This window comes from Herbaspirillum sp. C7C8, assembly GCF_022627875.1.
Classification (GTDB): Bacteria; Pseudomonadota; Gammaproteobacteria; order Burkholderiales; family Burkholderiaceae_D; genus Herbaspirillum.
In genome coordinates this window covers 58,708-80,917 of the sequence record NZ_JABXGG010000018.1, presented here as the reverse complement: position 1 = coordinate 80,917, position 22,210 = coordinate 58,708, and the positions used below count along the sequence as shown (strand labels likewise).

Below are 22,210 nucleotides of genomic sequence, written 5' to 3'. Positions count from 1 at the left end.
AGTTGCGTAACGCAATCATCTCGCGGTACATTGATTGCACTTCGCAACCATTACAGGATATCGCCATGGACTACGATGGCCTGCACTCTCCCCCGCGTGACCAGACCATCCGCCAGTTGCGCGAGCTCTCGCGCAAGCTGGTGCGTGAGCTGGGCTTCATGCGCAGCACCCTGGCCGGCAGCGACCTGGCGCCCTCGGCGGTCCATGCCTTGATCGAGATCGGGCTGCGACCGGGCCTGCAGGCGCGGGAGCTGGGCGAACTGCTGTATCTGGACAAGTCCAATACCAGCCGCCAGCTGGCCAAGCTGGAGGCGCTGGGGCTGGTGCGCCGCAGCCCGGTGCCAGGCGACGGGCGCGCCTTCAGCCTGGCGCTCACCGAGGACGGGCAGGCGCTGCGCAAGAAGATCGACAAATTCGCCACCGATCAGGTCTCCGGGGCTTTGCGGCGCATCCTGCCGGAAGACCAGCAGGGCCTGGTGCGTGCGCTGGCGCTGTATTCGGAAGCCCTGTCGCGCGACAATCCCAATGCCGCACCGCGCCCGGCCAAAGGCGCGACGGCGCCATTGAGCACCGGCTACCAGCCCGGCTGCATCGGAGATATTGCCAGCCTGCACGCGCGTTACTACGCCGAGGCCGCCGGGTTCGGCGTGTTCTTCGAGCACAAGGTCGCCAGCGAACTGGGCGCCTTCGTACAAACGCTGCCCCATGCGGGCAAGCAACTGTGGACCCACATCGAGCATGGGCGCTGCCTGGCCTCCATCGTGATCGATGGCGATCTGCAACGCCGGCAAGCGCATCTGCGCTGGTTCATCGTCGATGGCAGCCTGCGCGGCAGCGGCGTGGGGCGGCGCCTGCTGGAACAGGCCATGGCCTTCGTCGATGCCCATCGTCTGGCCTGCTATCTGTGGACGTTTCAGGGACTGGACGCGGCACGCCACCTCTATCTGTCCGCCGGCTTCGCGCTGGCCGAGGAATCGCCCGGCCAGCAGTGGGGAAGCCGCGTGGTTGAGCAACGTTACGTGCGTCCGGCACGCAAGAGATGAGCGGAGGATGGCGCGCGGCATGTATCGATGTGCCGCGATTTGTTACCGGAATTGCCCGGTACGGAACGCGCTTCGGGATAGCCACACGGGCCAGCGCTACGCACGGACACAACTGGAAACACAACATTACAGTCTTAAAGAAGCCCGGCTCCTAGAGTGGTTTCACAGCGTGGCCCTCGCGGCGCGCGCTGCATCCACGCAACACCACCTTGCAGGAGCCCGACATGAAAACCAAGACCACTCGCTTAGCCTTCGCTCTTCTCACCACCCTCTGCGCCACTGCGGCGCTATCCCCTGCCGCCCAGGCGCAGGTAGTCGGGGTGGACGTGCGCATCGGCACACCGCCCCCCGCCCCGCGCTACGAGGCAGTGCCGCCGCCGCGCCACGGCTATGCCTGGGCGCCCGGCTACTGGGCGTGGAACGGTCATCGCCATCTCTGGGTCGGCGGCCACTGGGAGCGCGTGCGCCGCGACTACGCCCGCTATGAACCGGCCCACTGGCAACCCCGTGGGCGCGGCTGGGTCTTCATTCCGGGTCACTGGGTACGTTGATGGCCCTGGCTGAGTCCGCGCCGAAGCGGGCCGGGTCCAGCGCCGCCACCAGCTCGCGGGGCAGCGGCAAGGGCTCGCGCTCGAGCATCGCGGCCAGCAGCTCGGCCATCAGCGGCGCCCAGATCAAGCCGCGCGAGGCATAGCCCAGCAGGCCGTACAGGCCATCCTGCCCGGGCAAGGCGCCCACCAGCGGCAAGCGGTCCGGTGCGATGCAGCGCTGGCCGACCCGGCCCGCCAGATGGGCATCCGCTTGCGGCAGGGACAGGTGCGCCGCGATCTGCGGCAGCATGTGCTGCAGGCGGGCCAGATTCCCGGCGTGGCTGTCGGCGCGCAGGGCCGGATCGTCGAAACGATCATAGCTTGCACCCATGCAGACTTGACCAGCATAGGGACGCGTGAGGTAACCATCGCCACACAGGGCATACGGCAGGTCGGGAAAATCCGCTGCCGCCAAGTGCGTCACCTGCCCGCGCACCGCCGCCAAGGGCAAGCCCGCCGCCTGTTGCAACGCACGCGCCTGGGCGCCCGCCGCCAGTATCACCAGCGGCGCTTGTGCAATGAGCACATCGTCGGCATCCCGTGCCTGCCACTGGTCGTCCACGCGAACCAGACGGGCGACGGCACGCCCGAAATGCGTGCGCACCTCTGCTTGCGCCTGCGCCACCGCCAGCAAGCGGCGGCATACCGAGGGCGGATTGAGCCAGCCCGCTTCCGGGAAGAAGTAGCCACCGCCCATGGTCGGCATGCCCAGCGCCGCAGCCGTCTGCTCGGCGCTCATCCAGCGGGCATAGCGCGGCGGATATTGCCACTGCTGCGCCCCCTGTTCGAAGGAGACGGCCTGCTTGGCATCGCGACCGAACTGCAGAATGCCGCAGCGCTCGCCCCGAATGGCCGTGCCCTCCTCCAAACCCACGCCGCCCAGATCGTCCAGACGCTGCGAAGCGAACAGGAAGGCTGCGCGCGTGAGCCGGGCCAGCGGACTGTCGTCACGTGCCAGCGCCGGCATGAACAGGCCACCATGATTGCCGGAGGCGCGCGTGGCGACCTGCGCCCCGGCATCGATGAGATCGATGCACCAGCCGCGTGCCGTCAGCCGCTCGGCGGCGGCGGTACCGGCCAGCCCGGCACCGATCACCAGGGCGTGGCGCTCATGCACGGGATCGCGCCGCAAAGGCGTGTCGATCCGCGCCACGTGGGTGGCCGGACGTGCCCAGGCCGGCGCATAGCGCAAGGCCAGCGCACCGTCCCGCGCTTGTCCATGGAAACCGACCTGCCGCATCGCCGCCACCAGCGCTGCCTGCCCGGCTGCGCCGAACACCAGCGCCCGGGCGCCGGTCCAGGCCAGGCGCGCCAGCCGCTTGCAGGCATGCGCATGCCAGGGCGATGCGGCCGGGTCGAAGCGGGACGGATCGGCATGGAGGTAGAACAGGTCGACCGGCGCCTCCAGCCGCGCCAGCTCCTCTTCCAGCGCGCCCCACACCAGGGTGAGCGTGAGGCGCCCTTCATCGAGCAGCAGGCGGTGTGTGCCCGGCAGCGGCAAGGGCCATGCCGCGCGCAAGGCCTGTGCATAAGTCAGATCGGCATGCAGCGCCTCGACCTGCGGCGGATGCGGCAGGATCGCGATGTAATGCAGGCGGGCCGCACCCTGCCCCAGCGCGCGCTGGCGGGCAAAGGCATGCCAGGTGGCGAAGAAGGCATGACCCAGGCCGAAATGCAGGTCCAGCACGGTGGCGCTGTGCTGTTCGTGCAGGCAGTCCGGCACCGGCTGCAGCGCCCGTACCACGGTATCGGCCTCGGCACGCCAGGCAGCCAGCAGTTCCGGGGAGGCAAGTTGAAGAGGACGCGCAGGCATCTTGAAAAGCCCTGTGGATAAATCAGAGAAGGCCGCCATTCTACGCTCCCGCTTGCGTGCGGCATTGCGCCTTGACAAAGGGTAGCGCTCTCCCTAGTCTGGGCCCTCGCCGATCAACCAGCCCCGCAGCATGGCTGCGCAACGCCATGCTCGCCATCTTCAACATCGTCTTTCCGATCTTCTCGCTGATCTTCCTCGGCTGGATCTGCCGCAAGCGCCACATCCTCTCGGCGGGCGCGGCCAGCGAACTGAACCGCTTCGTGATCTGGCTGGCACTGCCGGCGCTGCTGTTCGATTCCATGTCGCGCCTGAAGGCGACCGATTTTGCCAACCTGCGCTTCATCGCCGTCTTCGCCATCGGCGTGGCCGTGGTATTCCTGCTGACGGCCTGGCTGCGCCTGCGCCAGAAGGCGGCAGCGCCCGACGTCATCATCGACAGCCTCGGCAGTTCCTATGCCAACACCGGCTTCATCGGTATCCCGCTGTGCTACCTGGCCTTCGGCAACGAAGGCTTGCCGCCCTCGGTGATCGCCATGGTGATGACGGCCTGCCTGCTCTTCGCGGTGGCCATCGTGATGCTGGAGAGCTGTCTGCATGCCCGGGCAGGGTGGATGCAGACCGTTGCCAAGGTGGGCCGCTCGCTGCTGCGCAATCCCATCATGATCGCCCCCGTGGCCGGCATCATCGTGGCCTTGAGCGGAGTGAGCCTGCCCGGCAGCGTGCAGCAGTTCTTCAAGATCCTGGGGGGTGCGGCCAGCCCTTGCGCGCTGGTTTCGCTGGGTCTGTTCCTGGCGCAACCGGTACGCGCCGGCGACGGCGCACCGGTGTGGCTGCTGGTGGCCTTCAAGCTGCTGCTGCAACCGGCCGTCACCGCCGTGCTGGCTTACTGGCTGCTGCCGCTGCCACGCCTGTGGGCCGACAGCGCGGTGCTGCTGGCAGCCCTGCCCATCGGTACCGGGCCCTTCATGCTGGCCGAGCTGTACCAGCGCGAAGTCACGGCCATGTCGCGCGCCATTCTCATCTCCACCACGCTGTCATTGCCCACCATCGCCGTGATCCTGGCCTGGATTGCGCATCATTGAGCCGGATATGAACAAGGCCGCACAGCGATTGCCGTGCGGCCTGATTCGCAAACCGGGCGTGAAGAAAAATTACAAAATCACCCGCTCTTCCCGCAGGATCTGCTCGAACTTCTCGGCCGCCACCGGCGGGCTGAACAGGTAGCCCTGGATCTCGTCGCAACCATAGTGGCGCAGGTAGTCCAGCTGCTCGTCGGTCTCCACGCCTTCGGCAATGACGCGCAGTTTCAGGTGGCGCGCCAGCGAGATGATGGAGGCGGTGATGGCCGCATCGTCGGCATCGATGGTGATGTCGCGCACGAAGGAGCGGTCGATCTTGAGCACGTCGATGGGGAAGCGCTTCAGGTAGGCCAGTGAGGAATAGCCGGTGCCGAAGTCATCGATGGACAAGCGAATGCCCAGCTTCTTCAGGCCGGCCAGGATGCCGATGGCATGCTCGACATCGGTCATCATGAGGCTTTCGGTGAGTTCGATTTCCAGCGAGGCCGGTGGCAGGCCGGTACTGTCGAGCACGTCGGCAATCGAGGAGACCAGGTCCTTCTGCAGGAACTGCCCCACCGAGAGGTTGACCGAGACGCTGATGTCCTCATGCCCGGCCAGCTGCCACTGGCGGCACTGGGTGCAGGCGGTGCGCAGCACCCAGGCGCCGATGGGCAGGATCAGGCCGGTCTCTTCGGCCAGGCCGATGAAGCGCGCCGGCGAGACCATGCCCAGTTGCGGATGCTGCCATCGGATCAGCGCCTCGCTGCCCACCACACGGCCCGAGGCCAGGTCCACCTTGGGCTGGTAATGCAGCAGGAACTCGCCGTGATCCAGCGCATTGCGCAGGTCGCCTTCGATGCGCAGACGCTCCAGCGCCTGCTCGTTCATGGCCGGCGTGTAGAACTGGAAATTGTTGCGACCAGTCTGCTTGCCACGGTACATGGCGATGTCGGCATGCTTGATGAGCGTCTCGCCGTCAGTGCCATCGTTGGGATAGCAGGCCACGCCGATGCTGCAGGTCATGAACAGCGTATGCCCGCCCAGCGTGACCGGTGCGGCCACCGCATCCATGATGCGTTGCAGGCTGCGGGTGTCGAGCGTGAGTTCATCCTGCTCGGGCAGGATCATGATGAATTCGTCGCCACCCAGGCGCGCCACGGTATCGGCTTCGCGCACGGCGGCGCGCAGGCGACCGGCCACGGTGCGCAGCAAGGTATCGCCGGCCTTGTGACCCAGCGTGTCGTTGACGAACTTGAAGCGGTCCAGGTCCACGAACACCACCCACAAAGCCTGCTTCTGGCGCTCGGCCGCGCCGATGGCCTGTTCCAGGTGATGACGCAGCATGTGGCGGTTGATCAGGCCCGTGAGCGTATCGCGGCTGGCCTGGAATTCCAGTTCGGCTTCGTAGCGCTTCATCGAGGTGATGTCGTAGAGTGCCGCCACGAAATGGGTCACCAGGCCGCCCTCGTCACGCACCGGGGCGATGTAGAAGTCATTCCACAGCTCCGAACCATCCTTGTGGTAGTTGCGCAGCACGACGTTGTGTTCGCGCTGTTCGCGCATGGCGATCCAGACGGTCTCGAAGCCTTCGGGATCACTGTCACGGCCTTCCAGGAAACGCAGGCTCTTGCCCACGGCTTCGGCGCTGCTGTAACCGGTGATGCGGGCAAAGGCCGGGTTGACGTATTCGATGGCGTAGTCCGGCTCCTGGGCCGAGAGAATCAGGATGGCATTGGCACTGGCTTCGATGGCCTGGTGCCGCAGGCGCAGCGCACGTTCGGCCAGGCGGCGCGCCTTGATGTCGTCCGACAGCAGGGCATTGGTGGTACGCAGCTCGGCAGTCTTGTCTTCCACCAGCTGCTGCACCCGATGCGAGCGCATCGACAAGGCCCGCATGTAGGCCGCGCCCAGCAACGAGGCGATCACGCCGACCAGGCCGATGAGCAACGAGCCATAGTGATCGGAAAAGACCGAACGCGGTGGAATGCTGATCTCCATGTGCCAGCTCTGGCCGGCGATATCAAAGCTGGTGACGGTCGTGGAGGGATGGCGGAACAGGCTGCCAGGCTTGATGAGCTGGTCCAGCCACTGGGTCGGGCGCGGCTGGCTGTCATGGTGGTAGACCAGGTTGGTCGGATCGGCTTGCCGGCCGACGTAGAGACGCAAGCCGATCTCGTGGTCCGACATCAGGCCGGCGCCATCGAGGATCTTCTGCACCAGGCCGTTGAGTTCGAGCACCGCCGTGGTATCGCCGATGAGCAGTGCACGGCGGGCGGCGGTATCGGTAGGCTGCACGCCGCCGCGATAGACCGGCTGGATCACCAGCAGGCCGCGTTCATCAGGGCCGGACTGGGCCAGGCGGATGGGCGGGGTGGAGGAGGGTCGGCCGCTGACGACGGCGGCATCGAGCGCCCCCATGATGGCGGGGTTGCGCGAGACGTCCAGTCCCAGCGCAGCCTCGTTGCCGGCCAGGGGCTCCACATAGTCGACCACCAGATAGGTCGGTTGCTGCGAAGCGCGCACGGACCGGTCGCCATCGAGCGCGGTGATCTCGAAACCCGGCTTGGCGCCCTGGCGCAGGGCCTCGAACACCAGCCGGTCCTCGTCGGCCACGAAGCGCTGCACGCTGAAGGCGCGCACGTAGGGATAGCGTTCCAGCAGCGGGCGGGTGAAGCTCTCGAACTGTTCGCGCGTAGGATCGCCTACGGTGGCATAGAAATGGTTCACCACCGACTGCACCTGCACCGCCTCTTCCAGCCCGCGCTGAATGGTGAAGGCGCGCAGGCCCGCCCTACGCTCGAAGTCGAGCTGGACGGCATCCTCTTCCAGATGGCTGGTGGCGACGAACACCGTCGCGGTGGCACATAAACCCAGCATCAGCGTGAGCGATGCCGACAACGTTGCCCCCAGCTTGTTGATCACACGCTGCATAAACGATTCGTTATATCCCTTGGGAGAGCCCGATCATAATCCGGGACTCCCCTCGTTATCGGTCAAAGCGCATTTATTTTTAATCGGACCCACCCCGCAGCACGCAACTCGCATGTTGCCGCACGGGAACAAACGCATTTGTCGAGTGTGCTCAGGCTCAATATACCGATGGTGACGGGCGCTGCTCGCGTGCCGCACGTTCGATGGCCTGGGCCTGCATGAAGGCATCGAAGGAGCGTTCGATGGTGGCGCGCTCGACATCGCGGGTGATGAAGACGATGCGGCTGCGGCGGTCCTCCGAAGGCCATTGCGGCAGCGTGGCGGTGGGGTGGAAGATGTGCTGCACGCCGTGGATCACGGTCGGCTTGTCCTCTCCCTTGAGATTGAGGATGCCCTTGATGCGCAGGATGTTGGGGCCCTTGAAGCCAACCAGCAGGCTCAGCCACTCATCGAAGAGCACCGGGTCGATGGGTTCGTCGAAGGTAAAGCAGAAGGCGCGGATGTGGTCATCGTGACGGTTGACGTCATGGGCATGATCGTCGTGGTCATGGCCATGATGATCATGATGATCATGGTGATCGTGATGACCGTGATGACCGTGTGCATGGCCGTGGTCATGATGATGATGCGCATGCGCCTGCTGCTCGGCGAAGGCTTCCTCGTTGAGCCAGCGGGCCACGTCCGGCATCTTCTCGCCTGGCTTGAACAGGCCCGCATCGAGCAACTCGGCAGCGGCGATCTGGCCGACCTGCGGCTGCAACTGGCGCGCGCCCGGATTGAGCGTGCGCAGGCGCGCCTGCAGGGCCGACAGCGTGGTGGCATCGACCAGATCGGTCTTGGTCAGCAGCAGGCGGTCGGCGACGGCGGCCTGCTGGATGGCTTCCGGATGGTTGTCCAGGGTCGCCATGCCATTGACCGCATCGACGGTCACGATCACGCCATCGAGGCGATAGCGCGCCGAGATGAAGGCGTCGGTCATCAGGGTATGCAGGATGGGGGTGGGCGAGGCCAGGCCGGTGGTCTCGATGACCACGCGGTCGAACTTGCGCTCGCCGCCCTCGGCGAAGCGCCAGGTGATGTCCTTGAGGGTTTTCTTGAGATCGCCACGGATGGTGCAGCACAGGCAGCCGCTGCTCATCTCGACGATGGTCTCTTCCTGGCTGTGCGCCACCAGCAGGTGATCCAGGCCGATCTCGCCGAACTCGTTGATGATGACCAGGGTGTTCTTCATCTCCGGCTGGGTGATGAGGTGGTTCAGCAGCGTGGTCTTGCCGCTGCCGAGGAAACCGGTCAGCAGGGAAACGGGAATCGGCGCGGCGCCGGCGGGGACGGATGGATTCATGGCGGGAAACGGGATGAGTAGGGACCAAAATAGACGACCGAGCCGCCATGCTACCCGATGCGTCAAGCCGGCTGCTTCGGCCGGGCAAAAAAAAGACGGACCGCGAGGGTCCGTCCTGCCGGTGAGCCGCGCCCGGCGGGGATCGCGATCTTTACCTGGTTTTACAGCTACGCCGATCTACTCGTTGTCATGCGCGTCCAGCGGCACCTTTTCAGGCTTTTCTTCGGTTTTGGCCAGCCCCGGCAGCAGGTGGCCCAGCTTGCGCGCCTTGGTGCCCAGGTAGCCGATGTTGAAGGGATTGTGGTTGGCGATCAACGCAATGCGCTCGGCTACCGTAATGCCGCTGTCTTCCAGCGCCTTGACCTTGCGCGGGTTGTTGGTCATCAGGCGCAGGCTGGTGATCTTCAGGTGCGCCAGCATGGGCAGCACGATGGTGTAGCGCCGCATGTCGGCGGGGAAGCCCAGGCGCTCATTGGCTTCGACGGTATCGGCCCCCTGGTCTTGCAGGTGGTAGGCGCGGATCTTGTTCAACAGGCCGATGCCGCGCCCTTCCTGGCGCAGGTAGAACAGTACGCCACGACCTTCCTTGGCGATCTTCTTGAGGGCCGCTTCGAGCTGGGCACCGCAATCGCAGCGCTGGGAGAACAGGGCGTCGCCAGTCAGGCACTCGGAGTGCACGCGACCCAGGACCGGTTCACCATTGCCGACCTCGCCCAGGGTCAGGGCCAGATGTTCCTTGCCGGAAATTTCATCGTAGAAGGCGTGCAGTTCGAAGGTCGCCCAGGGCATGGGCAACTTGCACGAACTGACGAAAACCAGTTTTTCTTCCGGCGCGGCTGCGGCCGGTGCGATCGGTGAGGACATGACAACCTGCTTTCGAATCGAATGCTCAGAACCGCGTATCTTACCTTGCGCACGGGTTTATTTCAGCGCGGCGGCCGCTGCGGTGAAGGCAATTGTCCGATTCGTGCAGGCAATTTGAACAGACGCTGCCTGCCGGTTCATAATGCCAGCCAGTCCGGGACACACCGGACACGGTGCCAGCCCCAAGGGCGGCATCCCCTTGAAAGCCGGTCAACGATAAAAAAGGGAGACAACCGTGCTGTTCGATTACGTCATCGTCGGTGGCGGCTCGGCGGGTGCCACACTGGCCGCGCGCCTGTCGGAAGATCCAGGCGTCACGGTCTGCCTGCTGGAAGCCGGCGGCCAGGGCGACAGCCTCTTGGTGCGCACCCCGGCGGCCGTGGTGGCCATGCTGCCCGGCTACGGCAAGCTCAACAACTGGGCCTTGCAGACCACGCCCCAGCCGGGCCTGAACGGCCGCCGTGGCTACCAGCCGCGCGGTCGCGCCCTGGGCGGCTCCTCGGCCATCAACGCCATGCTCTACATCCGCGGACAGCGCCAGGATTACGATGGCTGGGCCCAGGCCGGCTGCCCTGGCTGGGACTGGGAGTCGGTGCTGCCCTATTTCAAGCGATCCGAAAACAATATACGCGGAGCCGATGCCTGGCACGGGGACAGCGGCCCGTTGCAAGTCTCGGAACAGAATCGCCCGCGCCCCATCACGCGCGCCTTCATCGAGGCGGCGCAGGCGCGCGGCTATCCGCTGTGCACTGACTTCAATACCGGCGACAACGAAGGCGTGGGCCTGTACCAGGTCACGCAATTCCACACGCCCGCTCATCGTGGCGAGCGCTGCTCGGCGGCGGCGGCCTACCTGCATCCGGTGATGGGGCAACGGCCCAACCTGAGCGTGTTGCGCCAGGTGCGCGCGCAACGTGTGTTGTTCGAGGGAAAGCGCGCGGTGGGCGTGGCCTATCGCCAGCAGCAGCAGGATGCGCAGGTGCGCGCCACGCGTGAAGTCATCCTCGCCGCCGGGGCCTTCGGCTCGCCGCAATTGCTGCAACTGTCAGGCGTGGGCCGGCCCGAGGACATCCTGCCGCATGGCATCGCCCTGCATCACGCCCTGCCCGGCGTGGGGCAGAACCTGCAGGATCACCTCGATTTCACGCAAGGATGGACCACCCGCGACACCGACAACTTCGGCCTGGGCGTGGTCGGCGGCCTGCGCCTCTTGGGCCAGCTGCTGCCCTGGAAGCGCCATGGCGAGGGCCTCATCGCCACCCCCTTTGCCGAGGGCGCGGCCTTCCTCAAGACGCGGACCGGACTGGATCGCCCCGACATCCAGCTGCATTTTTGCATCGCCATCGTCGATGACCATGCAAGAAAGCTGCATGCCGGTTATGGCTTCTCGCTGCACATGTGCCTGCTGCGCCCGCATTCGCGCGGGCGTGTGGGCCTGCAATCGGCCGATGCGATGGCCGATCCGCTCATCGATGCGGGCTATCTCTCCGACCCGCGCGACCTGCCGACCATGATCGAGGGCGCCCGCATCGCGCGCGACATTGTCATGACCGAACCGCTGCGCCGCTACTGCCGGCGTGAACTGTTCGGTGGCCGGGAGGGCATGGATGCGGCGGCATGGGAAGCCATGATCCGTCGGCGCGCCGACACCATCTATCATCCCGTAGGCACTTGCCGCATGGGTGCGGACCCGATGGCGGTGGTCGATGCGCAATTGCGCGTGCATGGCCTGCACGGTCTGCGCGTGGTCGACGCCTCGGTGATGCCCACGCTGGTGAGCGGCAACACCAATGCACCCACCATCATGATTGCCGAGAAGGCAGCCGACATGATCCGCGCCAGCCAGGCGCATGCCGAAGCGGCCTGACCTCGCTCGATAATGCAATGCAAGGATGAATCAATGACCGATACCACCGCTGCAGAATTGCAGCAGCTTTTCACCGCGCAGCGACAAGCGTTCACCGCCCACGGCGATCCCTCCCATGCGCTGCGCATGGACCGGCTGGCTCGTCTGCTGGCGCTGCTGGACGAGCATGAGACCGCCCTCATCGCCGCCATCGATGCCGACTTCGGTGGCCGTTCGCATCATGAGACGCGCATGGCTGAACTCTTCGTTCTGCGCGCCGGGATCCGCCATGCGCAATCGCACCTGAAGCGCTGGATGCGACCGCAACGGGTGGCCACCGCCCTGCACTTCCTGCCCGGCAGCAATCGCCTGCTGGCGCAGCCACTGGGCGTGGTGGGCATCATCTCGCCGTGGAACTATCCGCTGCAACTGGCGCTGGGTCCGGCGCTGGCGGCCTTGGCGGCAGGCAACCGGGTACTGCTCAAACCCTCGGAACTGACACCGCGCCTCTCTGCCCTGCTGGCCGAGCTGGTAGCGCGGTATTACGCCCCGGAGGAAATGGCCGTGGTCACCGGGGACGCCGGCATCGGACAAGCCTTTGCTTCACTGCCGTTCGATCATCTGTTCTTTACCGGATCGACCCAGGTCGGGCGGCAGATCGCGCAACTGGCGGCGGCCAATCTCACGCCGGTCACGCTGGAACTGGGCGGCAAATCACCGGCCATTCTCGATGCCTCGTGCCGCATGACGAGCAGCCTGCAACGCATCGCCTTCGGCAAGCTGCTCAATGCCGGGCAGACCTGCGTGGCCCCGGACTACCTGCTGGTGCCGCGTGGTCAGGCGGCCAGCGTAGCGCAGCAACTGGCCGCAGCCATGGGCCGGCTGTATCCGCGTCTGCACGACAACCCGGACTACACCGCCATCATCAGTCCGCGCCATCGTGCGCGCTTGCAGGCGCTGGTGGAGGACGCCCGCACGCGGGGTGCACGGGTGATCGAAGTCAACCCCGCGGGGGAAGACCTGGAGCAGAGCCGCAAGCTGATGCCCACGCTGATCCTGGGCGCGAGCCCGGCGATGCGGGTGATGCAGGAAGAGATCTTCGGGCCGGTCCTGCCCATCCTTGAATACGACACGCCAGAGCAAGCCATCGCCCATGTGCAGCAAGGTCCGCGTCCGCTGGCGCTGTACTGGTTCGGCGAGGATGCGGCACGGCGCGAGCAGGTGCTGCGGCAGACCCATGCGGGCGGTGTGACCATCAATGACTGCCTGTGGCACCTGGTGCAGGAGGAGCAGCCCTTTGGCGGTGTCGGCGAAAGCGGCATGGGGGCGTATCACGGACGCTGGGGCTTCGATACCTTCAGCAAGCGCAAGCCGGTGTTCCGGCAGGCGCGTTGGAACGGCGGGACGCTGTTGCATCCGCCTTATGGAAAAAAATTTGAATGGGTGATGGGGTTGATCAGGCGATTGAGCTGATGCCACTCATCCGGGCGCCGGCAGCAGATCCAGGTACAAGCGCAGCGAACGCTGCACGCTCTCGGCCACAAGGGTGGTGATGGCCGCATGGTCGCCGCTGACGCAGGCTTCATCGAGGGCGTCGTAATACGCCAGGCGATCTTCCTTGCGGATGACCGCCGGGGGATAGCCGGATTTCATCAGTTCCAGGTTCGACAGCAGGCGACCAGTGCGGCCATTGCCATCGATGAAGGGATGGATCTTCACGAAGCGCGTATGCAGTTGCGCTGCACGTTCGACCGCATGCAGGCTGCCGGCCTGCTGATACCACGCCAGCAAGGCGCGCATTTCATCGTTGAGATGCAGGAAATCGGGCGGGGTGGTGCTGGCGCCGGCGATCACCACGTTCTCGCGGCGATAGCGGCCGGCTTCATCGGCATCGATCCCCTTGAGCACGAGACTGTGGATGTACTTGATGTGCGCTTCGCTCAGAGGCGTTGCTTACGAAATCAGCGCTATGGTCGGCTTTGACTCCGCCAAACAAATATGGAGGAAAATAGAGATGGCAAAAAATCCTAGAAATGATTTTCCGCTGAAGCTGCATCAGCTCAGGTTTCGGAACGCACAGTTCCCGATTTTTGTTCTTTACAACTTTGTCGAAAAAATCGTAAAACCTAGCTGAATCTGCGCAAATCGTGCTTAGTCGCGCTTCACTGATATCGAGCGTTTTCGCGAGTGAATCAAGCGATCTGATGGGCCGGTTCTTATAGTTAATCTTTTGATAGACGACCATAATCAAAAAACAGTTATGGGGAAAACTATGGGGATTCGTTACAACAGATATTTAGTGACAAGATGCATCACCAAACTCACAACGACAGAAGAGCAAAATTTGACAAGCAAAGATTTACCCATTCCGTTGCCAGCGCTGGCAGGGCGATTGTTTCCCGACCCTTCCGGGGTACGAGGTCCTGAACTCAAAACAACAATATTAACTACAGTTTTATTTGCGGCTTTTTTCATACTTAGCTCCATTAAAGGTATAGCCAGAGCATGATTGCCCTGACTGCCTATACCCTTTTCTGACGCCCCGCTACGAAAGCAAATAACCTGCGCTGACAAACCCCCACACTTTCACGCCTAAGACGAGTACCCTCATTTTAGACACCTTCGATCCGCGCGCGCCTGCGCTCCCTTGGCGGCCAGATCCCGGTCGTGATTACATTGACTGTAATCGTCAATAGCGAACTATTGACGTGGCTCTTTCGTATAAATAATTAATACCTTGAGTTCCCCTTCAGGCATCCACCTGATGAGCTTGAGTCTACCCTAAATTACGTAAATTTTTAACCTTTTTAAGCACCACTGCTATTCACGCAACAAGCGGCTTTTCTTACAGGAAATTATTTAAACAATACCGTGCGCCTGCTGATCCGCATGGTAGCTGGAGCGCACCATCGCGCCCACGGCGGCATGCACGAAGCCCATCTTGTAGGCCTCTTCCTCGTACATCTTGAAGGTGTCGGGGTGCACGTAGCGGCGCACCGGCAGGTGGTCGCCGCTGGGCATCAGGTACTGGCCGATGGTGAGCATGTCGACGTTGTGCGCGCGCATGTCGCGCATGACCTGCAGCACTTCCTCGTCGGTTTCTCCCAGGCCCACCATGATGCCGGACTTGGTCGGCACTTCCGGATGCAGGTCCTTGAAGCGCTTCAACAGGCTCAGCGAATATTCGTAATCCGAACCCGGACGCGCTTCCTTGTAGAGGCGCGGTGCGGTTTCGAGGTTGTGGTTCATGACGTCCGGCGGGGCCATCTTGAGGATTTCCAGCGCGCGGTCCATGCGGCCACGGAAGTCCGGGGTCAGGATCTCGATGCGGGTCTCGGGCGACAATTCACGTACACGCTGGATGCAGGCCGCGAAGTGGGCAGCACCGCCATCGCGCAGGTCGTCGCGGTCCACGCTGGTGATGACCACGTAGGACAGGCGCAGCTGGGCAATGGTCTTGGCCAGGTTTTCCGGCTCGTTGGGGTCCAGCGGATCGGGGCGGCCGTGGCCGACGTCGCAGAAGGGGCAACGGCGGGTGCACTTGTCGCCCATGATCATGAAGGTCGCGGTGCCCTTGCCGAAGCATTCGCCGATGTTGGGGCAGGAGGCTTCCTCACAGACCGTCACCAGGTTGTTGGCGCGCAGGATGTCCTTGATCTCGTAGAAGCGGGTGGTCGGCGACCCGGCCTTGACGCGAATCCAGTCCGGCTTCTTCAGCTTTTCGGCGGCCACCACCTTGATCGGGATCCAGGCGGTCTTGCCGGCGCCCTTCTGCTTGTCCAGCGGATTGGCGCGCGCCGAGCCGGTGGCATTGGAGGAAGAATCTGCTGCGGGAGTGAGTTCGGTAGTCATGTCGGTCGTTCCGGCCCCGGGCACACGCGGCGCGTGGGGCTCAAGCCATGCCCGCGAAGCGGGCGATCAGTTGGTCGGCAAGCAAGTCCTGGACAGCGTCCAGCCGGGCGTGGGCAGCCCCGAGGGTCTGCATGTCCACGGTGGCCAGGCCCTCGTAGCCGCAGGGGTTGATCCAGGAAAACGGTGCCAGGTCCATCGCCACATTGAGCGAAACACCATGGTAAGTGCAGCCGTTGCCCCGTATCTTCAAGCCCAGCGCGGCCACCTTGGCGCCCTGCCAGGGGCCGTCGGCGGCATAGATGCCGGGCGCCCCCTCCTTGCGTACACCGGCCAGATTATACGCCGCCAGCGTGGCGATCACCGCCTCTTCGATGTTGTGCACGAATTCGCGCGCGAACAGGCGCGCCCCGCTGCGGTTGCGGCGCAGGTCCATCAACAGGTAGATCACCACCTGGCCGGGACCGTGGTAGGTGACCTCGCCGCCGCGGTCGGTCTGGACAATGGGGATGTCGTGCGGATTCAACACATGGGCGCGGTCAGCGCCCAAACCCAGCGTGTAGACAGGGGGATGCTCGACGATCCAGAGCTGGTCGGGGGTGTCGGCGGTGCGCGCGTCGGTATAGGCGCGCATGGCGGCGAAGCTGGCCTCGTAAGGCTCGACGCCGCGCCGGACGATCTCGGGCCGGCGGGCGCCAGCCACGGGTGTGCTGGCGGTGGGCAGTGCAGTTTGCATGCCCGCCAGTGTAGCGAAATTCGCTGCGGACCGTATCAGAACCAGCGGATCAGGCCGTGCGGCAGGAGCTTGGCAATACGTACCGTATCGTCGCTACACCCCTTGGGAGGCAAGGGAGTGACCGTGAATTCGGCCGCACCGTTGACGGCTTCGAAGATGGCCTCGCCGCGCCCGTGAAAATCAAAGCAGCGGCCCGCCTTGAGCCAGATATCCTCGCGGCAGCCGGCAATGGTCAGCCACACCAGTCCGGAGTTCACACGGATGCGCACGCCGCCCTGCAGGCGACGGGTCTGTACCTGGCCTTCCTGCAACTGGCCCGGGAGGCTTGAATCTGTGAATGAAATTGTCATGGCGCTGGCTCCTTTGCTCGACTCTCTGATTCGCCAGGCAAGCCGCGTCCCTGCCGCGATGCCCGGGAGGGTGCGGCTGCAAGGGGGGAAATGCCTGGAATGATGTGTGATGAGTCATCATTGTAGGAAAGCCCGCAAGCGCAGCAAAACGATATATATTGGTTCTCCTTGCTAATTGAATTCACAAGGAGCCGTCATGGCCGATTTGCGCAAGCTCCCCAACCTGGCCGCCCTGCGCGCCTTTGATGCGGCCGCCCGCCATGGCTGCTTCTCGCGTGCGGCCGAAGAAGTGCACGTCACGCCCGGTGCCATCAGCCACCAGGTGCGCGCGCTGGAGGAAGACCTGGGCCTGCAGCTGTTCCATCGCCATGGCAAGCGCATTTCCATTACCGAAACCGGCGAACGCTTCGCGCTCACCATCCGCAAGGCCCTGGGCGAGATCGCGCAGGCCGCCGACCACTTGCGCAGCCTGACGCGCCAGCAGCGGCTGGTGATCTCGGCCACCCCCTCCTTCGCTTCACGCTGGCTGGCACCGCGCCTGTGGAAGTTCATCGATGCCCATCCGGAAATCGAGGTGGTGCTGCAATCGGGCAGCCACCTGGCCGACCTGCGGCTGGACGGGGTGGACATCGGCATCCGCTTTGGGCGCGGGCAGTACAGCGGCGTGGTCACCGAAAAGTTGAGTGACGATTACTACTATCCGGTGGCCGCGCCCGGCTATCGCGGCAAGCAGAACAAGAAGCTCGTGCGTCCCACCGACCTGGCGCACTGCACGCTGCTGCGCATGGACACGCGCGAATCCTGGCGCCCGTGGCTCACCCTGGCCGGGCTGGACCTGCCCGAGCCGCGCGGCACGCTGGTGGTGGAGGATTCTTCGCTGACGCTGCGCCATGCCGTGGAGGGCAAGGGGGTGGCGCTGTCACGCCATACGATTGCCTGGCAGGAGATCGCCAGCGGCACGCTGGTGCGGCTGTTCGACGTGGCCCAGCTGTGCGAGGAGGCGCACTACCTGGTGCATCTGCCGGAGGGGCTGGAGAAGCCGGGGGTGGCGGCCTTCAGGAAATGGATCGTTGAAGAGATGCGGCAATTCCATGCGCAGTCGGAATGGCCGGGCGCGGTGCAGAAAACGTCAACTCGCAAGAAGTGATGCGGCCATGAAAAAACCGGCGCGCCTTGCGGGCTGCGCCGGTTTTCACGTGGATGCAGTTGCGCTCAGAGCACGAACTTGACCATCTCGTGCGTGGAGAGCGCACGGTAGATGTTGTCGAGCTGAGCGCGGCTGGTGGCGCGCACGGTCAGGGTGAGCGAGAGGTACTTGCCCTGGGTGGAAGGACGCATCTCGACCTTGCCCGCGTGAAACTCGGGGTCGTGCTCGATGACCATGGCGACGATGGTCTCGGCGAAGGCGTCATGGGTGATCCCGACCACCTTGATGGGGAAGTCGCTGGGATACTCGATCAGGGATTCTTCAGGGGAAATAGTGGGCATAGTCATGGCAAACCGCCTTGGCGTTGTCCGCCTGGCGCTCCGAATTCAATGCTCCCAGATGGGGATGAACCTGCGGGCTTCAAGCGGGGGGACTCGGGTGGGGAATGCCTGCATTCTACGCCATGCGGGCGCGGCGGCGTGCAGAAAGCGTCATCGGCCCGGACGTCCGCGCAAGCAATCTGTTCCAACATCTCCAACTATCGCGATTGATGAGCATGCGCTGCCGCACAAGACTCTGTGTCTTCCCGACAAGATGCGGTGTCCCATGCAAGTCAACCTCAAAATGCTCCAAGGTCGCTTTGAGAGGGGGTATGCCCTCGACAAGCACTCGCTCTACAGTCTCCCGGCCGGGTACAACGCGGCGGGCCACATCCAATGGCACACGCAGCGCACCGAAGTGGGAGAAGCCCTGTATCAGCTGAAATACCGGCAACAGCAGCGCTACGTCCTGCCGCTGGCGCTGGCCGTGCAATCCCACATCCTGCCCTTGCTGCCGACATTCGGCCTGATCGTGCCAATGGCTTCATCGCATGTCCGGCGCGTGCAGCCTGTCGCCGCCATCGCGCATGCGCTGGGACATCTGGTCGGCAAACCCGTGCTTGCGCTGTTGAGCAAGGCCAAGGGTGCAGCGCTTCTGAAAGACTTGCGCACGCGCGCCGAAAAGGACGCTGTGCTCACCGATACGCTGATCCTGAATCGCCTTATCCACGGAGAAGGCCGCTGGGACACGTTGCTGCTCGACGATTTGTACGATAGTGGTGCTTCGGTCGATGCTGCATGCGATGCGCTGCGCGCCTATGAGAAAATCGGGGACATTTTCGTGGCAACGCTGACGTGGAGGTAAGCCCATGACTACCGTTTTCATTGCTGGCTCCATCAGCATCCGACATCTGCATCCCAAGGTCCAGGAAAGGATCATGAACATCGTGCGCCAGGAGTTCGACGTGGTGGTTGGCGATGCCGACGGCGCCGACACGGCGATCCAGCACTTCCTTCATGCGATGGCTTACCGGCGCGTGACGGTCTTCTGCAGCGGGCAGGTACCGCGCAACAATATCGGCCAGTGGCCCGTGCACCACATCCATACCACGCTGCGCCCGGGTACGCGCGCCTTCTTCACGGCCAAAGATATCGCCATGGCCGACATCGCTGATTCCGGGCTGATGATCTGGGACGCCAAAAGTACTGGCACGCTCGGGAACGTGATCGAACTGCTGAATCGCCAGAAGTACTCCTGGGTCTTCATCGCCCCGCCCAGCCAATTTCTGGCAGTCAAGTGCGCGGAGCGGATCGAGGCCCTGCTGTCGTGCATGAGCGCCTCCGCGCGTCTGCAAGCGCAGCACAAGCTCGGCCTCGAACGCCGGCTCCCTGCCCTGCATGTCACTGAAAAACAATCCACGCTGTTCGCGCAGAATGTGAGCGACGTATTGCACGCCGCCCACTAGGGCCTGTTCACAGCCGCGCCTTGGCCGCCTGATACGCCGCATACACCTTGGCAAACACCGGCCCCGGCTGGCCGCTGCCGACCGGCTTGTCATCCAGCGTCACCACCGGCAGCACTTCCTTGCTGGCCGAGGAAATGATCAGTTCGTCAGCCGCCAGCACTTCCTCCCGCGTGATGCGGCGCGATGCCAGCGCGATACCCTGCTCGGCGCACAGCTCTTCCATCAGGCCATAGCGGATGCCTTCCAGGATCAGGTTGTCCTTGGGCGGTGCCGAGATCTTGCCATCCTTGACCACCCACACGTTGGAGGACGACGCCTCCGACAGATAGCCATCACGGAACTGGATGGCCTCCGTCACCTGATGCTCGGCGGCGAACTGCGCGGCCAGCACGTTGCCCAGCAGCGAAGTGGACTTGATCTGGCAGTTCAGCCAGCGACGATCTTCCAGGGTCACGCAGGCCACGCCCTTCTCGATAGCCGCAGCCGGAGGCAGGGCCATCGGATTGGTCATGATCAGCACCGTCGGCACCACGTCCTTGGGGAAGGCATGCGCACGCTTGGCCACGCCCCGGGTGACCTGGATGTAGATCATCTGGTCCTCCAGGCCGTTGGCCTCGACCACCTGGTGGATGAGGCCGTTCCAGCCGGCTTCGTCATGCGGATTCGGAATACCGATGCTGGCCAGGCTGCGGAACAGGCGCGCCAGGTGTTGCTGGCCACGGAAAGCCTTGCGGCGATACATGGGGATGACTTCGTAGATGCCGTCACCAAAGATGAAGCCGCGATCGAGCACCGGTACGCGGGCTTCGGAGAGAGGCGTGAGTTCGCCGTTGAGATAGACGATGGGATCGTTCATGATGGGCTTCCAGGTAATCGAGGATGATCGGGTGAAGGCGGCAACCGTGCCGCGATGAATCCATTCTGTCACGCGGCTCCCGGCATCCCTATGCAAAAACGGTATAACGCCGCCCTGCCCTCACGCTGCAATCGGCAGCGCCTCTACACGATGCCCGGCCCCCTCGCCGTCAGCCGGCGGCACGAACTTCCAGCGCACGTCGTGGAAGCGCGCCAGCGTCTCGCGGTGGGCGATGCTGATCACGGTCACGCCCGGCAGCTCGCGCGGCAAGGCGGCATAGAGGGCTTCCTCGGTCTCGCCATCCATGGCGCTGCTGGCCTCGTCCAGGAACACCAGACGCGGACGATTCAGGAACACCCGCACGAAGGCCAGCCGCTGCTGCTCGCCCGGTGACAGCGCCTGGCTCCAGTTGGCCGCCACATCGAGTCGCGCGGCCAGATGCGCAAGACGGCACAACCCCAGGTAACGCGTGATGAGCGCATCATCAAAACTGCCCTCGGCGGCCGGATACGAGAGGGCTGCGCGCAGCGTACCGATGGGCAGGTAACTGCGCTGGGGCAGGAACATGGCCGGTGCATCCTGTGGCAGTGCGATGCGGCCCTCTCCATAGGGCCAGATATCGGCCAGGGCGCGGATCAGCGTGGACTTGCCGCATCCTGAAGGACCGCTGATGAGCACGTGTTCGCCCGACTCCACCCGCGCATCGAGGCTACGCAGCATCAGGCTGCCATCGGGGAAGGACAGCTGCACGCCATCCAGCGTGACCGCACTGCCGCCATGCCGGGTGACGGCCAGTGTGCGCGGCATGCCGGCGGCGCGTTCGATATCGGCATGGAAGCCCGCCAGCCGGTTGATGCTGGCCTTCCATCCGGCCAGCGTAGTAAAGGCATTGATGAACCAGGACAGCGCATCCTGCACCTGGCCGAAAGCATCGCTGATCTGCATGAGCACCCCCAGCGAAATGGCCCCGGAGAAGTAGCGCGGTGCCGACACCAGCATGGGAAAGATCACCGCGAACTGCCCGTAGAAATTGACGGCCACGTTGAGTTTCTTGGTCAGGCGCATGATGTTCCACCAGTTTGCGCGGATGTCGTCCAGCCGCGCCGTGAGCTGCATGCGCTCCTGCGGCTCGCCGCGATACAAGGCGACGGCCTCCGCATGTTCACGCACACGGATCAGGCCAAAACGGAAATTGGCCTCGAAGCGTTCCTGATTGAAACTCAGGCCCACCAGCGGGCGACCGATCCACCACACCACCCCCGAGCCGATGGCCGCATAGGCGATCACGAACCAGACCATGTAACCGGGAATGACCCACGACTGTCCCAGGGCCGAGAAGGAGAGCGGCCCGCTTACCGACCACAGGATATGGATGAAGGAGAACAGGGTGACGCTGCTGGAAATGAAGCCCAGCACCAGTGACAGCGTGTCGCTGGTGAGCGCATGCAGGTCCTCGGCGATGCGCTGGTCGGGGTTGTCCGAGAGGCGGCCCTCCTGGCCCTGCTCGATGCGATAGTAGGCGCGATGTGCCAGCCAGCGATCGAGATAACGCGTACTCATCCAGTAGCGCCAGCGGATCTGCAGCGCCTGTTTGAGGTAGACGCTGTAGATGGCGATGGCCACGAAGATGAAGGCCAGTCCCGAGAACTGCCACAACAGCGACTTGAAGTGCGGGTAATCGCGCGACTGCAGCACGTTGTACATGTCGCGGTTCCAGGAATTGAGCCGCACGTTGATGTAGACCATGCCCAGGTTCAGGGCCAGGATGGACAGCAGCAGCGCCCAGGCCTTCCATTTTTCTTCCGAGACCCAGTAGGGCTTGATGAGGCCCCAGATCTCGGCACGGGTGGCGCGATTGGCATGGCTGCCCTGGCGGGCAGGTGTTTGTTCGGTCATGGCGAATCCTGTGGATGTTGTCCTCTTTGCTGCCCAGCTTGCCGCAAAAGACTTAAACCAGGCTTAAACCGGCATCCGGGGAGCATTAAGCAAAGTTTAA

At 64.0% G+C, this 22,210-nt stretch carries 19 protein-coding genes and 1 pseudogene; 8 read left to right on the top strand and 12 right to left on the bottom strand.

The genetic code is table 11. From position 1 onward, the window contains the following. Positions 1 to 65 precede the first annotated feature (65 nt). Together HWE01_RS18970 and HWE01_RS18965 are read left to right on the top strand one after the other, a co-directional pair. Positions 66 to 1,043, top strand: coding sequence for a helix-turn-helix domain-containing GNAT family N-acetyltransferase (locus HWE01_RS18970; RefSeq protein WP_241822578.1), 978 nt, complete (start codon positions 66 to 68; stop codon positions 1,041 to 1,043). 224 nt (positions 1,044 to 1,267) lie between these two features. Continuing rightward, positions 1,268 to 1,594: a YXWGXW repeat-containing protein gene (locus HWE01_RS18965; protein WP_241822577.1), complete on the top strand. Its 327-nt coding sequence runs from the start codon at positions 1,268 to 1,270 to the stop codon at positions 1,592 to 1,594. Here the strand turns inward: HWE01_RS18965 and mnmC1 are convergent. Continuing rightward, entirely contained in the window at positions 1,569 to 3,446 is a 1,878-nt protein-coding gene (mnmC1, locus tag HWE01_RS18960) for an FAD-dependent 5-carboxymethylaminomethyl-2-thiouridine(34) oxidoreductase MnmC1 (protein WP_241822576.1), read from the bottom strand. The genes HWE01_RS18965 and mnmC1 overlap by 26 nt on opposite strands. Positions 3,447 to 3,592: 146 nt before the next feature. Between mnmC1 and HWE01_RS18955 the strand changes: the two genes are divergently transcribed. Then, the gene (locus HWE01_RS18955; RefSeq protein WP_008333833.1) at positions 3,593 to 4,528 is read left to right on the top strand and encodes an AEC family transporter; all 936 of its coding nucleotides are present in this window, start codon (positions 3,593 to 3,595) and stop codon (positions 4,526 to 4,528) included. Between the two features lie 69 nt (positions 4,529 to 4,597). Here HWE01_RS18955 and HWE01_RS18950 read toward each other — a convergent pair whose 3' ends face one another. The 3 genes from HWE01_RS18950 to ribA all read right to left on the bottom strand — a co-directional run bounded on the left by HWE01_RS18950 (position 4,598) and on the right by ribA (position 9,644). After that, on the bottom strand, positions 4,598 to 7,438 hold the full coding sequence (locus tag HWE01_RS18950; protein WP_175344429.1) for a bifunctional diguanylate cyclase/phosphodiesterase: 2,841 nt from the start codon (positions 7,436 to 7,438) through the stop codon (positions 4,598 to 4,600). Positions 7,439 to 7,595: 157 nt separating this feature from the next. After that, positions 7,596 to 8,780: a CobW family GTP-binding protein gene (locus HWE01_RS18945; protein WP_241822575.1), complete on the bottom strand. Its 1,185-nt coding sequence runs from the start codon at positions 8,778 to 8,780 to the stop codon at positions 7,596 to 7,598. Positions 8,781 to 8,957: 177 nt separating this feature from the next. Beyond that, on the bottom strand, positions 8,958 to 9,644 hold the full coding sequence (gene ribA, locus HWE01_RS18940; RefSeq protein ID WP_008333841.1) for a GTP cyclohydrolase II: 687 nt from the start codon (positions 9,642 to 9,644) through the stop codon (positions 8,958 to 8,960). A 235-nt stretch (positions 9,645 to 9,879) separates the two neighbouring features. On the opposite strand from ribA, the gene HWE01_RS18935 reads away from it, so the two are divergent. Both HWE01_RS18935 and HWE01_RS18930 read left to right on the top strand, forming a co-directional pair. After that, positions 9,880 to 11,511 carry a GMC family oxidoreductase gene (locus HWE01_RS18935; protein ID WP_241822574.1) on the top strand — a complete coding sequence of 544 codons (1,632 nt, stop codon included), beginning with the start codon at positions 9,880 to 9,882 and terminating at the stop codon, positions 11,509 to 11,511. Between the two features lie 33 nt (positions 11,512 to 11,544). Continuing rightward, positions 11,545 to 12,963: a coniferyl aldehyde dehydrogenase gene (locus tag HWE01_RS18930; protein ID WP_241822573.1), complete on the top strand. Its 1,419-nt coding sequence runs from the start codon at positions 11,545 to 11,547 to the stop codon at positions 12,961 to 12,963. A 6-nt stretch (positions 12,964 to 12,969) separates the two neighbouring features. Here the strand turns inward: HWE01_RS18930 and HWE01_RS18925 are convergent. The 5 genes and pseudogenes from HWE01_RS18925 to HWE01_RS18905 all read right to left on the bottom strand — a co-directional run. Further along, positions 12,970 to 13,437, bottom strand: a pseudogene (locus HWE01_RS18925) (Fic family protein); the annotation flags it as partial. A 336-nt stretch (positions 13,438 to 13,773) separates the two neighbouring features. Then, positions 13,774 to 13,965 carry a hypothetical protein gene (locus HWE01_RS18920; protein WP_241822572.1) on the bottom strand — a complete coding sequence of 64 codons (192 nt, stop codon included), beginning with the start codon at positions 13,963 to 13,965 and terminating at the stop codon, positions 13,774 to 13,776. A gap of 384 nt (positions 13,966 to 14,349) precedes the next feature. Next, complete coding sequence (gene lipA, locus HWE01_RS18915; RefSeq protein ID WP_241822571.1) at positions 14,350 to 15,342, bottom strand: lipoyl synthase; 993 nt, start codon at positions 15,340 to 15,342, stop codon at positions 14,350 to 14,352. 40 nt (positions 15,343 to 15,382) lie between these two features. Then, positions 15,383 to 16,075, bottom strand: a complete 693-nt coding sequence (gene lipB, locus HWE01_RS18910; protein ID WP_008333856.1) for a lipoyl(octanoyl) transferase LipB — start codon at positions 16,073 to 16,075, stop codon at positions 15,383 to 15,385. A gap of 35 nt (positions 16,076 to 16,110) precedes the next feature. Next, a complete protein-coding gene (locus HWE01_RS18905; RefSeq protein WP_241822570.1) occupies positions 16,111 to 16,425 on the bottom strand; it encodes a DUF2917 domain-containing protein in 315 nt (104 codons plus the stop codon). 196 nt (positions 16,426 to 16,621) lie between these two features. Between HWE01_RS18905 and gcvA the strand changes: the two genes are divergently transcribed. After that, positions 16,622 to 17,572: a transcriptional regulator GcvA gene (gene gcvA, locus HWE01_RS18900; protein WP_241822569.1), complete on the top strand. Its 951-nt coding sequence runs from the start codon at positions 16,622 to 16,624 to the stop codon at positions 17,570 to 17,572. A 65-nt stretch (positions 17,573 to 17,637) separates the two neighbouring features. On the opposite strand, the gene HWE01_RS18895 is transcribed toward gcvA, so the two are convergent. After that, a complete protein-coding gene (locus HWE01_RS18895; RefSeq protein WP_008333859.1) occupies positions 17,638 to 17,919 on the bottom strand; it encodes an HP0495 family protein in 282 nt (93 codons plus the stop codon). A gap of 259 nt (positions 17,920 to 18,178) precedes the next feature. On the opposite strand from HWE01_RS18895, the gene HWE01_RS18890 reads away from it, so the two are divergent. Together HWE01_RS18890 and HWE01_RS18885 are read left to right on the top strand one after the other, a co-directional pair. Beyond that, a complete protein-coding gene (locus HWE01_RS18890) occupies positions 18,179 to 18,757 on the top strand; it encodes a ComF family protein (protein ID WP_241822568.1) in 579 nt (192 codons plus the stop codon). Positions 18,758 to 18,830: 73 nt separating this feature from the next. Next, complete coding sequence (locus HWE01_RS18885) at positions 18,831 to 19,358, top strand: hypothetical protein (RefSeq protein WP_241822567.1); 528 nt, start codon at positions 18,831 to 18,833, stop codon at positions 19,356 to 19,358. A gap of 7 nt (positions 19,359 to 19,365) precedes the next feature. On the opposite strand, the gene HWE01_RS18880 is transcribed toward HWE01_RS18885, so the two are convergent. Then, positions 19,366 to 20,214, bottom strand: coding sequence for a D-amino acid aminotransferase (locus HWE01_RS18880; protein WP_175344437.1), 849 nt, complete (start codon positions 20,212 to 20,214; stop codon positions 19,366 to 19,368). A gap of 120 nt (positions 20,215 to 20,334) precedes the next feature. Then, the gene (locus tag HWE01_RS18875) at positions 20,335 to 22,110 is read right to left on the bottom strand and encodes an ABC transporter ATP-binding protein/permease (protein WP_241822566.1); all 1,776 of its coding nucleotides are present in this window, start codon (positions 22,108 to 22,110) and stop codon (positions 20,335 to 20,337) included. Positions 22,111 to 22,210 lie beyond the last annotated feature (100 nt).

Excerpts from the sequence above, each read along its gene's own strand:
- lipA (WP_241822571.1), bottom strand. The coding sequence starts at position 15,342 with ATGACTACCGAACTCACTCCCGCAGCAGATTCTTCCTCCAATGCCACC.
- HWE01_RS18920 (WP_241822572.1), bottom strand. The coding sequence starts at position 13,965 with ATGAAAAAAGCCGCAAATAAAACTGTAGTTAATATTGTTGTTTTGAGT.
- lipB (WP_008333856.1), bottom strand. The coding sequence starts at position 16,075 with ATGCAAACTGCACTGCCCACCGCCAGCACACCCGTGGCTGGCGCCCGC.
- HWE01_RS18880 (WP_175344437.1), bottom strand. The coding sequence starts at position 20,214 with ATGAACGATCCCATCGTCTATCTCAACGGCGAACTCACGCCTCTCTCC.
- HWE01_RS18890 (WP_241822568.1), top strand. The coding sequence starts at position 18,179 with ATGCAAGTCAACCTCAAAATGCTCCAAGGTCGCTTTGAGAGGGGGTAT.
- HWE01_RS18875 (WP_241822566.1), bottom strand. The coding sequence starts at position 22,110 with ATGACCGAACAAACACCTGCCCGCCAGGGCAGCCATGCCAATCGCGCC.
- HWE01_RS18905 (WP_241822570.1), bottom strand. The coding sequence starts at position 16,425 with ATGACAATTTCATTCACAGATTCAAGCCTCCCGGGCCAGTTGCAGGAA.
- HWE01_RS18895 (WP_008333859.1), bottom strand. The coding sequence starts at position 17,919 with ATGACTATGCCCACTATTTCCCCTGAAGAATCCCTGATCGAGTATCCC.
- HWE01_RS18930 (WP_241822573.1), top strand. The coding sequence starts at position 11,545 with ATGACCGATACCACCGCTGCAGAATTGCAGCAGCTTTTCACCGCGCAG.
- HWE01_RS18970 (WP_241822578.1), top strand. The coding sequence starts at position 66 with ATGGACTACGATGGCCTGCACTCTCCCCCGCGTGACCAGACCATCCGC.
- mnmC1 (WP_241822576.1), bottom strand. The coding sequence starts at position 3,446 with ATGCCTGCGCGTCCTCTTCAACTTGCCTCCCCGGAACTGCTGGCTGCC.
- gcvA (WP_241822569.1), top strand. The coding sequence starts at position 16,622 with ATGGCCGATTTGCGCAAGCTCCCCAACCTGGCCGCCCTGCGCGCCTTT.
- HWE01_RS18965 (WP_241822577.1), top strand. The coding sequence starts at position 1,268 with ATGAAAACCAAGACCACTCGCTTAGCCTTCGCTCTTCTCACCACCCTC.
- ribA (WP_008333841.1), bottom strand. The coding sequence starts at position 9,644 with ATGTCCTCACCGATCGCACCGGCCGCAGCCGCGCCGGAAGAAAAACTG.
- HWE01_RS18950 (WP_175344429.1), bottom strand. The coding sequence starts at position 7,438 with ATGCAGCGTGTGATCAACAAGCTGGGGGCAACGTTGTCGGCATCGCTC.
- HWE01_RS18945 (WP_241822575.1), bottom strand. The coding sequence starts at position 8,780 with ATGAATCCATCCGTCCCCGCCGGCGCCGCGCCGATTCCCGTTTCCCTG.
- HWE01_RS18955 (WP_008333833.1), top strand. The coding sequence starts at position 3,593 with ATGCTCGCCATCTTCAACATCGTCTTTCCGATCTTCTCGCTGATCTTC.
- HWE01_RS18885 (WP_241822567.1), top strand. The coding sequence starts at position 18,831 with ATGAACATCGTGCGCCAGGAGTTCGACGTGGTGGTTGGCGATGCCGAC.